Raw genomic sequence first — 12030 nt, forward strand, 5'->3', positions numbered from 1 at the left:
GGTGCCTTTTTTCATGTCTCCACCAAAGAGGTCAGCGGCCGAAGAACGTATGCAGACGGTCGACCGCTTCTTCCAGTCGCTCGTACGCCGTGGCATACGAGAGCCGCACGTACCGGCGCGGCGCGGCGACGCCGAAGTCCATGCCGGGCACCATCACCGTGCCTGCGTCGTGCAGCATCGCACGGGTGAGCGCGTCGCTGTCGCCTGCGGCGGGGTGCGCGACGTTCGAGCAGTCGGCGTAGACGTAGAACGCGCCGTCGGGCATCACGGGCACCGTGAAGCCGAGCGACTCGAGCGCCGGAGCGATGAAGTCGCGGCGGCGCTTGAATTCGAGCCGGCGCGCTTCGTAGATCCTGAGCGTATCCGGCTCGAAGCACGCGAGCGCCGCGTGTTGCGCGAGCGCCGACGCGCAGATGAACAGGTTCTGCGCGAGTTTTTCGAAGGCCCCGACGAGCGAGGGCGGCACCACGAGCCAGCCCAGGCGCCAGCCGGTCATGTTGAAGTACTTCGAGAAGCTGTTGACGGTCACCACGTCGTCGCCGAACGAAAGCGCGGAGACGGGTGGCGCATCGTACGAAAGCCCCTGATAGATCTCGTCGACGATCGTGAAGCCGCCGCGCGCGCGCACGCTCTGCACGATGCGCTTGAGTTCGTCGGGTTCGATCGAGGTGCCGGTGGGGTTCGACGGCGAGGCGAGCAGCACGCCGCGCGTGCGCGGCGACCACAGGCGCTCCACATCGGCGGCGGTGAGCTGGAAGCGCGCTTCCGGGCCGCCTGGCACGAGCACCGGCTTGCCTTCCGCGGCGGCCACGAAGTGCCGGTTGCACGGGTAGCACGGGTCGGGCATCAGCACTTCGTCGTCGCGGTCGACGAGCGCCGTGCACGCGAGCAGGAGCGCCGCCGAGGCGCCCGCTGTCACGACGATGCGCGCGGGGTCGACCGTGAGGCCGTACGCGTGCAGGTAGTGTCCGGCGATCGCCTCGCGCAGCGCATGGACGCCGAGCGCGCTCGTGTATTGGGTGACGCCGCGGCGCAGCGCGGCGGCCGCGGCCTCGACCACGGGCTCGGGCGCCGTGAAGTCGGGCTCGCCGATACCCATGTGGATGATGTCGCGACCGGCGCGCTCGAGCTTCGCGGCCTCCTTCGCCAGTTCCATGACGTAGAAGGGCTGGATCTCGTCGACGCGCGCGGCTAGCCGCAGCAGCGGTTCGGCAACGGTGTTCATGCAGGTGTTTCCAGTACTGACAGATCACGCGGCGCGGGGCAGGGTGCTTACGTGCACCCGATTGCCCCGGCGGCTCGCGTTCTTACGACTTGCGGGCGTTTTGCGCTTCGGTGGCGCGCAGTTGCGCCGCGAGCTTGTCGAGCACGCCGTTCACGTACTTGTAGCCGTCCGAACCGCCGAAGGTCTTCGTCAGCTCGACCGCTTCGTTGATCACGACGCGGTACGGAATGTCGACGTGATGCTTGAACTCGTAGGTCGCGACGAGCAGCACCGCGCGTTCGACGGGCGAAAGCTGGTCGATCGGACGGTCGAGACACGGCGTGATTGAGGCGGACAGTTCTTCCGACTCGCGGATGACGCCGTGCAGGATCGCGTCGAGATGCTCGTGATCGGCTTTGTCGTAGCCCTGCGAACCGCGCAACTGCGCGTCGATCTCGCCGGCGGGCACACCCGACAGCAGCCACTGATACAACCCCTGCGTGGCCAGTTCGCGGGAGCGGCGGCGCGCGCTCTTCATTGCTGTTCCTCTTCGTCTTCCTCGTCTTCTTCATCGTCGTCGCCGCCGTCGAGCTGCTCCAACGCCACCGTCAGGTTCGCCATTTCCACGGCGACGCGCGCGGCGTCGCGGCCCTTCTCGGTCATGCGGGCCACGGCCTGCTCGTCGTTTTCGGTGGTGAGCACGGCGTTCGCGATCGGCACGTTGAAGTCGAGCGAAACGCGCGAGATGCCCGAGCCGCTTTCGTTCGAGACGAGTTCGAAGTGGTACGTCTCGCCGCGCACGACCGCGCCGAGCGCGATGAGGGCGTCGAACTGGCCGCTTTCGGCGAGCTTTTGCAGCGCGAGCGGAATTTCGAGCGCGCCTGGCACGGTGACGAGCAGCACGTCTTCGCCCGTCACGCCGAGGCGTTCGAGTTCTTCGATGCAGGCGTCGGCGAGGCCGTTGCAGACGGGTTCGTTAAAGCGCGACTGGACGATGCCGATGCGCAGTCCGTCGCCGTCGAGGTTCGGTTGGTATTGTCCGATTTCCATGTGGTGTCCGTAAGTTCGGTTGAGCGTGGTGACGCGTGAAATGAGCGCGATGCGACTTCAGAGGCCCGACGAGGCGGGGTCGGCGGCTTCCGGCGGGCAGGGCGCTTGTGCGTTGCCGCCGGGCATCGGCACGAAGCCGGTGACTTCGAGACCGTAGCCCGACATGCTGCCGAGCCGGCGCGGCTTCGAGAGCACCTGCATGCGGCCCACGCCGAGTTCGCGCAGGATCTGCGCGCCGATGCCGTAGGTCTTGAAGTCCACGGGACGGCGGGCGAGCGCCTCCGCGCGCTCTTTCTGGTCGAATGCCTTGAAGACGTCGATCAGGTGTTCCTTGGGTTCGCCGCAGTTGAGCATGACGATCACGCCCACGTCGCGCGAGGCTATTTCGCGCATGGCGGCGTCGAGCGTCCACGAATGCGTGGACGAGCCCGTTTCGAGCAGGTCCAGCACCGAAAGCGGCTCGTGCACGCGCACGGGCGTATCGACGTCGGGCTTGGGCGTGCCGCGCACGAGTGCGATGTGCGGCGTGCGTGTGGGGTGATCGACGTACATGATCGCGCGGAACGGGCCGTGCGCGGTTTGCATGGTGCGCTCGGCCACGCGCTCGACGATCGATTCGGTGCGGCTGCGATAGTGGATCAGGTCGGCGATGGTGCCGACCTTCAGGCCGTGCTCCTGCGCGAACTCCATGAGGTCGGGCAGGCGCGCCATCGTGCCGTCGTCCTTGATGACCTCGCAGATGACCGACGCAGGCGTGAGGCCCGCGAGCGCCGTGAAGTCGCAGCCCGCTTCGGTGTGGCCCGCGCGCACGAGCACGCCGCCTGGCTGCGCCATGATCGGGAACACGTGGCCGGGTTGCACGATGTGCTCGGCGCGCGCGTCGTGCGCGACTGCCGCGAGGATCGTGCGGGCACGGTCGGCGGCGGAGATGCCGGTCGTCACGCCTTCCGCGGCTTCGATGCTGACCGTGAACGCCGTGCCGTACTGCGTGCCGTTGCGGTAGGTCATGAGCGGCAGGTTGAGCAGCTTGCAGCGCTCCTGGGTGAGCGTGAGGCAGATCAGCCCGCGGCCGTACTTCGCCATGAAGTTGATGGCTTCAGGCGTGACGAACTCCGCAGCGATGACGAGGTCGCCCTCGTTTTCCCGGTCTTCTTCGTCGACGAGGATGACCATCTTGCCGGCTTTGAGTTCGGCGATGATCTCAGGGGTGGAGGCGAGCGTCATGTTGGGATTCTGGCTGCGATTCTGTCTGGAAAGGCCACATTTTACGCCACGCGGGCGGGCGCGTCGCCCAGAACGCGGCGCGGCGCGGCGCCTTTTGCCCCAGTGGTCCCGCGTTCCGGTGCGCCGGGGCGGCGGGTAGCGCGCGCCCACGTTGGCCGAACGGCCGACTGTTGCGCCAACCGCATCTGTTTCACACTAGTAACGTTTGACGTTATTAACGAGGAGCGTTACTATTCATGCCGATTACTTCCTTTGCCTGCCGCGATACCGCGGCGCTTTTTGCCGGGCGACGCGTCGCCCGCCTGGTTGCCATTGAAACGGTCGCCGTGCGCAAGCTTCAGCAGGTCCATGCGGTCGCCACGCTCGCGTTCCTGAGGGCGCCTCCGGGCAACCGGCTGGAGCCTCTTTCCGGCGAACCGGATGGCGGGTACAGCATTCGCATCAACGGGCAGTGGCGAATCTGCTTTCGATTCGCGGACGGCGAGGCATCGGACGTACGCATTCACGACTATCGCTAAGGAGCAAAACCATGGCTCGCGAAGTACCGCTCGCCACACCGGGCGAGATTCTGAACGAAGAGTGGCTCAAGCCCATGGGCATCAGCCAGTACGCGCTCGCCAAGGCGATTGGCGTGCCGCCGCGCCGCATCAACGAGATCGTGCTCGGCAAGCGCGCCATCACGGCCGATACGGCCGTGCGTCTCGCGGTCTATTTCGGCACGGACGCGCGTAGCTGGATGCAGTTGCAGGCTCACTACGACACCGAAATCGCGAGCGAGGCGCTTGCCGAAGTGCTCGCGCGCATCACGCCGCGCGCGCGCGCCGTTGCCGCCTGAGCCTGCATGCGGCGGCGCGCGCCAGGATGCACAAATGTGGCCGAAGGTGCCAGGCGTCAGCGCAGGATCACGTCGTCGGCGAGTCCCTTCGTCAGTTCCAGCGCCTGGCGCTCGAACAGGCGCCGGTACAGGCCGTTTTCGCGGCGCACGAGCGCGTCGTGCGTGCCTTCCTCCGCTACGCGTCCGCGTTCGAGCACCAGCAGCCGGTCGAGCGCGCGCACGGTCGAAAGCCGGTGCGCGACAACGACGGTCGTGCGGCCCTCCATGAGCCGCTCCATCGCTTGCTGGATCAGCACTTCGCTTTCGCTGTCGAGACTCGAGGTCGCTTCGTCGAAGATCAGGATCGGCGCATTCGCGAGGAACGCGCGCGCAATCGCCACACGCTGGCGCTCGCCGCCGGAGAGCTTCACGCCGCGCTCGCCCACGAGCGTGTCGTAGCCGTGCGGGAGCGCCATGATGAATTCGTGGGCGCTCGCCAGCTTCGCCGCGCGCTCGATCTCGGCGTGCGTGGCGCCGGGCCGCGCGTAAGCGATGTTCTCGGCGAGCGAGCGGTGGAACAGCACCGGCTCCTGCTGCACGATGGCGATCTGCGAGCGCAGCGACGCCTGCTGCACGCGCGCAATGTCCTGGCCGTCGATCGTGACGCGCCCGCCGGAAACGTCGTAAAGGCGCTGGATCAGCTTGATCAGCGTGGTCTTGCCGGACCCTGAGTGGCCGACGAGGCCCACGCGCTCGCCCGGCGCGATGCGCAGCGTGAGGTTCTCGTAGAGCGCCCTGTCATTTGCGCCATAGCGGAACGTCATGTTTTCGAAGCGGATGTCACCCTGGTCGATCACGATGGGCGGCGCATCACGCTGATCCTCGATGCCGAGCGGCGCCGCGTCGAGCGCGACAAGCTCCTCCATGTCGTTGACGGAACGCTGCAGGTTGCGCACGTGCATGCCCACGTCGCGCAGATAACCCTTGAGCAGGAAGAACAGCGTGAGCGCGAACGTGATGTCGCCCACGCTTGCCAGACCGCGTGCCCAAAGCAGCAGCGCCGCACCGAGAATGGCCGCCTGCATGCCCACGAGCAGCGCGCCCTGCACGCCGCCGTTGAACGTGCCGCGCTGCCACGTGCGCCGCGTGCGGCTGCTCCACTTCGTGACAACGCGCGCGAGCCGCGCTTCCTCGCGCGTTTCCGCGCCGAAGGCCTTGACGACGGCGTTGCACGAAATGGCGTCGGCGAGCGCGCCGCCCATTTTCGTATCCCACTGGTTCGCGAGCCGGGCCGAGGGCGCGACGTAAAAGAGCGATAGCGAGACCGTAATCGCCAGATACACCGCCGAGCCGAGACCGACCACGAGGCCCATCACGTGCCACTGCACCGCGAGCAGAATGGTCGAGCCGACCAGCATGACAAGCGACGGGAAGAGGGCGACGAGCAGCGTGTCGTTGAGCAGGTCGAGCGCCCACATGCCGCGCGTGACCTTGCGCACCGTGGAGCCCGCGAAGCTGTTCGCGTGCCAGTCCGTCGAGAAGCGCTGCACGCGGTGAAATGCCTGCGTGGCGATCTCGCTCATCATGCGCAGCGTCAGCGTGATGATGTTGCGGTACGCCGCCTGGCGCATGATCGTGCCGGCCAGACCGAGCGCCGTGAGCGCCCAGAACGCGACGACCGCCGCATGCCATGCGGTGGCGCTGCTGGCCGCGCCGTCGTGGGTGAGGGCGTCGACTAGCTGGCCGGCGTAGTGCGGCGTGAGCACGTCCGCGAGCGCGCCGAGGAGCGAGGCGAGCGCCACGGCGCTCACTCGCACGGGCTGGCGAACCCAATGCCGGAAGGTGAAGCCGAGGACCTTGCGGAACGTTTGTCCGCCCGAATCGGGTTTGTTATTTAGGTCTGTCATGGACAGCGTGCTCCGGACACGACGCCCGAAGACTCTCCTGAAGGAAGCGTGACGCGTTAGGACGGAAAACGGGATTCGCACGCCCTGGCATACGTTGCCGGACGGCCTGACCTCGAATTCCTGAAAATACGGCGCGGCGCTCGAAAACATGCCGCGCGGGCAGGCGCTATGGCTGCGCTGAACGCGGGAAGGTTGCGCGCCGGGGCGCAACTGGCAAGATCACCCGGAACATCGGCATGGCGGCGCTCGTTTCAATCGTTGCCAACTGGGCCTCCTTGCTCGATTCGGGTGATGGGAACGCGGCGCGCCGGGCGGCGAGCGCGTAAGGGAAGGCTAGATTCTATCAGCGCCCGCGCGCGCGTGCTTGCGCGCGTGCGGGGCGGCGCCGGAACTTTTAGTCCTGTGCGGGCAAACCGGCTGCCTTATCGGCCGAGAGCATCCGCTCGACATAGCGCGCGATCAGATCGATCTCGAGATTCACCTTCGTGCCTGCCTGAAGATGCTTGAGCGTCGTGACCTCCACCGTGTGGGGAATCAGGTTGATCGAGAATTCGCAGCCGTCCGCGCGATCTTCGACCGAGTTGACCGTGAGGCTCACGCCGTTCACCGTGATCGAACCCTTGTAGGCGAGATAGCGGCCGATGTCCGCCGGCGCGAGAATGCGCAGTTCGTGCGACTCGCCCACGGCCGCGAAGCGCGTGACGGTGCCGAGGCCGTCCACGTGACCCGAGACGATGTGGCCGCCGAGGCGGTCGTTCGCGCGCAGCGCCTTTTCCAGATTCACTTCGCCTGTTGCCGAGAGGCCCACGGTGCGGTTCAGGCTTTCGCGCGAAACATCGACGTCGAACGTCGTTGCCGATTGCTCGATGACGGTCATGCACGCGCCCTGGATCGCGATGCTGTCGCCGAGCTGCACGTCGTCGAGGCCGAGGCTGCCCGCGTTGACGGTCAGGCGCACGCCGGCGTCGGCTGACGCGCCGAGCGGCTTGATCGATTCGATGCGGCCCACTGCCGCGACGATTCCGGTAAACATCGTGCTGTTCCTTGTGTTCAGTGCATCAGTGAGGGTCAGGCGTCTTGCGTCGTGACGACGCGCGCAAGAATGCGCAGGTCGCTGCCGAGGCGATCCACGGAATGAAAGGCGAGCCGCGTGCGCTCGTCGAGCGTCGCGGGCGCGGCGATGTCGATCATGCCGAGCGAGTTGGTGCCGAGCAGCGAAGGCGCCACGTACACGAGCAGTTCGTCCACGCAGCCCTCGCGCAGGAGCGAGCCGTTGAGCTTGTAGCCGGCCTCCACATGCAGTTCGTTCACGCCACGCGCCGCGAGTTCCGCGAGCATGGCCGGCAGATCGACCTTGCCATGGTCGTTGCCGAGCGCGACGATTTCGGCGCCGCGCGCGCGCAGTGCTTCGGCGCGTTCTTCGTTGCTCGCGTCGAGCGCGGCGCAGAACACGAGTGTCGGCGCGCCCACGAAGATCTGCGCGAGCGGCGAGGCGTCGAGCCGGCTGTCGATCAGCACGCGTTTGGGCTGGCGCGGCGTGTCGACGGCGCGCACGGTCATGCGCGGATCGTCTTCCTTCACCGTGCCGATGCCCGTGAGAATGGCCGAGGCGCGCGCGCGCCAGGCGTGGCCGTCAGCGCGCGCGGCTTCGCCAGTGATCCATTGGCTTTCGCCCGAGGGCAGGCCAGTGCGGCCATCGAGCGAGGCCGCCACCTTCATGCGCACCCACGGACGCTTGCGCGTCATGCGCGAAACGAAGCCGATGTTCAGTTCGCGCGCTTCGTTGGCGAGCAACCCGCAGCGCACGTCTATACCGGCGTCGCGCAGGATCGACAGGCCGCGCCCCGAGACGAGCGGGTTCGGGTCTTCCATCGCCGCGATCACGCGCGCGACCTTCGCTTCGATCAGCGCGTTCGCACAGGGCGGCGTGCGGCCAAAGTGGCTGCACGGCTCGAGCGTCACATACGCGGTCGCGCCGCGCAGGTCGTGGCCGCGCGCGCGGGCGTCCTTCATCGCCTGGATTTCGGCATGATCCTGGCCGGCCGGCTGCGTGAAGCCCTCGCCGATCACCACGCCGTCCTTCACCAGCACGCAGCCCACGCGGGGGTTCGGGTCGGTCGTGTACAGGCCGCGCTGCGCGAGCGCGAGCGCGCGCTCCATGTGGACGAAATCGGATTGCGAAAACATCGTGGGGCGTTCTCTCGGGCGGCGGTCAGGTGGGGCGGGCGTGGCGTGCGCCGCGCCGGCTGTCAAGGCATTGAGGCTTTTACTGCGTCACGTTTTCAGCCGCGGCTTGCGCGGCGAACGCGCTGCGTGCCGCGGCGATAGTCTCGTCGAGGATCGCGTCGTCGTGGGCGCTCGATACAAAGCCCGCCTCGTAGGCCGACGGCGCGAAGTAGACGCCTGCGTCCAGCATGCGGTGGAAGAAGCGGTTAAAGCGCGCGATGTCGCTCTTCGTGACTTCGGCGAAGCTGCCCGGCACCTTGTCTGCGAAATAGAGGCCGAACATGCCGCCCACCGAATCCGCGACGAACGGCACGTTCGTTTCGCGCGCAGCGGCCGTTAGTCCCTTCGCGAGCCGTTCGGTCTTCGCGGTGAGCTGCTCGTAGAAGCCGGGCGCCTGGATGAGCTGCAGCGTTTTCAGGCCCGCCGCGACCGCGATCGGGTTGCCCGAGAGCGTGCCCGCCTGGTACACCGTGCCGTTGGGCGCGAGGTGGTCCATGATTTCGCGACGGCCGCCGAACGCCGCCGCGGGCATGCCGCCGCCGATCACCTTGCCGAGGCACACGAGGTCCGCCTCGACGCCGTAGAGCGCCTGGGCGCCGCGCAGGCCGACGCGGAAGCCGCACATCACTTCGTCGAAAATCAGTACGCTGCCGTGCTTTGCCGTAAGGCTGCGCAATGCGCCGATGAATTCGGGCGTGGCTTTCACGAGGTTCATGTTGCCCGCGACCGGTTCGACGATCACGGCGGCGACTTCGTCGCCGAACGCCTTGAACGCTTCTTCGAGCGCCGCGACGTTGTTGTATTCGAGCACCGTGGTGTGCTTCGCGACATCCACGGGCACGCCCGCCGACGTCGGGTTGCCGAACGTGAGCAGACCCGAGCCGGCCTTCACGAGCAGGCTGTCGGCGTGGCCGTGGTAGCAGCCTTCGAACTTCACGATGCGCTCGCGCTTCGTGAAACCGCGCGCGAGACGCAGCGCGCTCATGGTCGCCTCGGTGCCGCTCGACACCATGCGCACCTGTTCCATCGACGGCACGATCTTGCAGATTTCCTCGGCGATCTCGATCTCGGCCTCGGTGGGCGCGCCAAACGAGAAGCCGTTGGCGAGCACGCGCTGCACCGCCTCGAGCACTTCGGGATGCACGTGGCCGACGATCATCGGGCCCCACGAGCCGATGTAGTCGATGTAGCGCTTGCCTTCGGCGTCCCAGAAGTACGGACCCTGCGCGCGCTCGATGAAGCGCGGCGTGCCGCCGACCGAGCGGAACGCGCGCACGGGCGAATTCACACCGCCCGGGATGGTGCGCTGGGCGCGTTCGAACAGGGCTTCGTTGCGGTTCTGCATGCTGGACTGGGTGCTGGACATGAGTGCTGGACCTGCGAAAGTGGTATGGCGCGGCGCTGAAGGACGTGGCCGGCGTACGGACCCGGGCGGCGCCGCAAGGGCGCGGGCGATGGGGCTCATCTCCCGAAATTGTACCGGAGTCGCGCGGATCGGGCCGGCGCCCCGGGTTGGCCCGGGCGTTCGCCGCGCGGCCGGATTCAGCGCGTTTGGTGCCCGAGTCCGCTGCTTAAGTTGACGTCCTGCGTTTGCGCGCCGGCGCGGCGGAGTGCGGCGCCGTGTCGCGCGCATCGTGCAGCGCCTGCATGGCCGCGAGCGCCGCCATGGGCATAGGCCGCCGCCCGGTCAACCCGGCCCAGCGTTTTTCCAGCGCACCTTCGGCAACGGGCTTGATGACGGTGCCCGAACTTTGTGCGTCCCACGTCTGGACCGAAAACGGGTGCGCGCGCAACGCGTCGCGCGCGATGACCACTTCCTCGCTGGCGTCGACGAGCCAGTCGTAGACGAAGTCGATGCACAGCCGGTAGCCGCGCTTGTACGCGCTGTCCGGCACCTCGTAGGGCGCGCGCGTGACGTAGCCGGAGCCGAAGAGCCCGCGCGGCTCGGCGGCGACGCGATGCAGGAACACCCGGTCGCCGGGCAGGATGCCGCGCGCGAAGCCGCAGCCCCAGGCGTCGGTGACGGTTTCCCCGGCGCGCACGCGGCGCGCGAAGTCGGGCAGTTCGGGCCAGGGCCACTTCTTGGGGCTCCAGATGAGCAGAAAGGCAGTCATGTCAGCGACGTGGCAGGTTGGGCGCAAAGCGGGCAGCTTAGCGCAAAGCCGCCGCGGCGCCGCATGTGAAGCGGCGGAGGGCGGCGAAGGTCGAAAAAGGGGCGTCAGGTTACAATCCGGCGGCACCGCGTCGCTGTTCTTGCCGGCTTTTGTCCGCTTTTGTGGCGACGCCTGAATCGGCCCACGACATCGAGACCGCGCGTAACCCGCGCGTTCCGCCGCCAAACACACCATGTCCCATTCCCCGCGCCGCCGGCCCGATGGCCGGCTGATCCTGTTGCTGGGCGCACTTGCCGCCTGTGGCCCGCTCGCCACCGACATGTATCTGCCGAGTCTGCCCGCCATCGCCCAATCGTTCGGCGTGAGCGCCGCCGCCGCGGCCTCGACGCTCACGAGCTTCATGGCCGGATTCTCGATCGGCATGCTGCTCTACGGTCCGGTTTCCGACGCCTATGGCCGCCGCCCCGTGCTGCTCGGCGGCATCGCGCTCTTCACGCTCGCCAGCATTGCGTGCTGGCTCTCGTTCTCGGTGGGCGAACTCGTGATCGTGCGCTTTCTGCAGGCGCTCGGCGCGGGCGCGGCCTCGGTGCTTTCGCGAGCTATCGCGCGCGACGCTCACGAGCCTTCCGACGCCGCCAAGGTCCTCTCGATGGTCGCCATCGTCACGGCGATCGGGCCGCTGCTCGCGCCGCTCATCGGCGGACAGTTGCTGCTGATCGGCGGCTGGCGCGTGGTGTTCGTCGTGCTCACGCTGTTCGGCCTCGCGTGCGCCGTGGCCGCCTACCTGCGCGTGCCCGAAACCTGGCCGCCGGAAAAGCGCGAAAGCGCCGCCGTGCTGCGCTCGTTCGCGGCGTATGGGCGTTTGCTGCGCGATCCGCTCGTGTGGGGGCACATGCTCTGCGGCGGCATGGCGTTCGCCGCGATGTTCACCTATATCTCGGCTACGCCGTTCGTCTATATCGAGTACTTCCATGTTTCGCCGCAGCACTACGGGTTTTTCTTCGGCGCGAACGTGTTCGGCATCATGCTCGGCAACTTTCTCAATACGCGCTTCATCGGGCGGCTCGGCACGCTGCGCATGGTGTCGATCGCCTCGGGCGTGAGCATCGTCGCGTCGCTTTTCGTGGCGCTCATGTGCGTGACGGGCTGGGGCGGACTGTGGTCGATCGTGTTCGGCCTGTTCTTCGTGGTGAGCGTGGTGGGGCTGCTCGGCGCGAACTGCGCGACCGATCTCATGTACCGCTATCCGAAGAACGCGGGCGCGGCGGCGGCCGTATTCGGCGCGACGCAGCTTGGCCTCGGCGCGCTCGCGAGCGCCGTGGTGGGCTGGTTCCCGGGCATCTCGCCGTTCGGCATGGGCGTGACGATCGGCGTGTGCGGCCTGCTGACGTGGGTCGGGCGCGCGCTCGTCGTGAAGTGGCACGGCACGCCGGCGCCCGATGCGGTGCGAACGGCCGCGCTGTGAGCGCGGCGCAGCGCCAGACGAAAATG

At 67.6% G+C, this 12030-nt stretch carries 12 protein-coding genes; 3 read left to right on the forward strand and 9 right to left on the reverse strand.

Going from position 1 to position 12030, the window contains the following annotated elements; translation table 11 throughout:
• Window positions 1-31 precede the first annotated feature (31 nt).
• The 4 genes from U5768_RS26875 to ribBA form a co-directional block, all read right to left on the reverse strand.
• Window positions 32-1225 carry a pyridoxal phosphate-dependent aminotransferase gene (locus U5768_RS26875; RefSeq protein WP_322033412.1) on the reverse strand — a complete coding sequence of 398 codons (1194 nt, stop codon included), beginning with the start codon at window positions 1223-1225 and terminating at the stop codon, window positions 32-34.
• Between the two features lie 82 nt (window positions 1226-1307).
• Window positions 1308-1742 (reverse strand): transcription antitermination factor NusB, encoded by a 435-nt coding sequence (nusB, locus tag U5768_RS26880; RefSeq protein WP_322033413.1) that lies wholly within the window; start codon window positions 1740-1742, stop codon window positions 1308-1310.
• Window positions 1739-2254, reverse strand: a complete 516-nt coding sequence (gene ribH / locus U5768_RS26885) for a 6,7-dimethyl-8-ribityllumazine synthase (protein ID WP_112171437.1) — start codon at window positions 2252-2254, stop codon at window positions 1739-1741. The genes nusB and ribH overlap by 4 nt, the downstream gene beginning before the upstream one ends.
• Window positions 2255-2311: 57 nt before the next feature.
• Window positions 2312-3478 carry a bifunctional 3,4-dihydroxy-2-butanone-4-phosphate synthase/GTP cyclohydrolase II gene (gene ribBA, locus U5768_RS26890; RefSeq protein WP_322033414.1) on the reverse strand — a complete coding sequence of 389 codons (1167 nt, stop codon included), beginning with the start codon at window positions 3476-3478 and terminating at the stop codon, window positions 2312-2314.
• 236 nt (window positions 3479-3714) lie between these two features.
• Between ribBA and U5768_RS26895 the strand changes: the two genes are divergently transcribed.
• Both U5768_RS26895 and U5768_RS26900 read left to right on the forward strand, forming a co-directional pair.
• Window positions 3715-3996 (forward strand): type II toxin-antitoxin system RelE/ParE family toxin, encoded by a 282-nt coding sequence (locus tag U5768_RS26895; RefSeq protein ID WP_322033415.1) that lies wholly within the window; start codon window positions 3715-3717, stop codon window positions 3994-3996.
• Between the two features lie 11 nt (window positions 3997-4007).
• On the forward strand, window positions 4008-4313 hold the full coding sequence (locus tag U5768_RS26900; RefSeq protein ID WP_322033416.1) for a HigA family addiction module antitoxin: 306 nt from the start codon (window positions 4008-4010) through the stop codon (window positions 4311-4313).
• Window positions 4314-4369: 56 nt separating this feature from the next.
• Here the strand turns inward: U5768_RS26900 and U5768_RS26905 are convergent, their stop codons facing one another.
• From U5768_RS26905 to U5768_RS26925, 5 genes are all read right to left on the reverse strand, one after another.
• Complete coding sequence (locus tag U5768_RS26905) at window positions 4370-6199, reverse strand: ABC transporter ATP-binding protein (protein ID WP_322033417.1); 1830 nt, start codon at window positions 6197-6199, stop codon at window positions 4370-4372.
• 394 nt (window positions 6200-6593) lie between these two features.
• A complete protein-coding gene (locus tag U5768_RS26910; protein WP_322033418.1) occupies window positions 6594-7232 on the reverse strand; it encodes a riboflavin synthase in 639 nt (212 codons plus the stop codon).
• Between the two features lie 35 nt (window positions 7233-7267).
• Entirely contained in the window at window positions 7268-8386 is a 1119-nt protein-coding gene (gene ribD / locus U5768_RS26915; RefSeq protein ID WP_322033419.1) for a bifunctional diaminohydroxyphosphoribosylaminopyrimidine deaminase/5-amino-6-(5-phosphoribosylamino)uracil reductase RibD, read from the reverse strand.
• A gap of 79 nt (window positions 8387-8465) precedes the next feature.
• On the reverse strand, window positions 8466-9791 hold the full coding sequence (hemL, locus tag U5768_RS26920; protein WP_322033420.1) for a glutamate-1-semialdehyde 2,1-aminomutase: 1326 nt from the start codon (window positions 9789-9791) through the stop codon (window positions 8466-8468).
• Between the two features lie 205 nt (window positions 9792-9996).
• A complete protein-coding gene (locus tag U5768_RS26925; RefSeq protein WP_322033421.1) occupies window positions 9997-10539 on the reverse strand; it encodes a hypothetical protein in 543 nt (180 codons plus the stop codon).
• Between the two features lie 232 nt (window positions 10540-10771).
• Between U5768_RS26925 and U5768_RS26930 the strand changes: the two genes are divergently transcribed.
• Window positions 10772-12004 (forward strand): Bcr/CflA family multidrug efflux MFS transporter, encoded by a 1233-nt coding sequence (locus tag U5768_RS26930; protein WP_322033422.1) that lies wholly within the window; start codon window positions 10772-10774, stop codon window positions 12002-12004.
• Window positions 12005-12030: the final 26 nt, after the last annotated feature.

It is taken from the genome of Paraburkholderia sp. J76, from assembly GCF_905220295.1.
Taxonomy (GTDB): domain Bacteria; phylum Pseudomonadota; class Gammaproteobacteria; order Burkholderiales; family Burkholderiaceae; genus Paraburkholderia.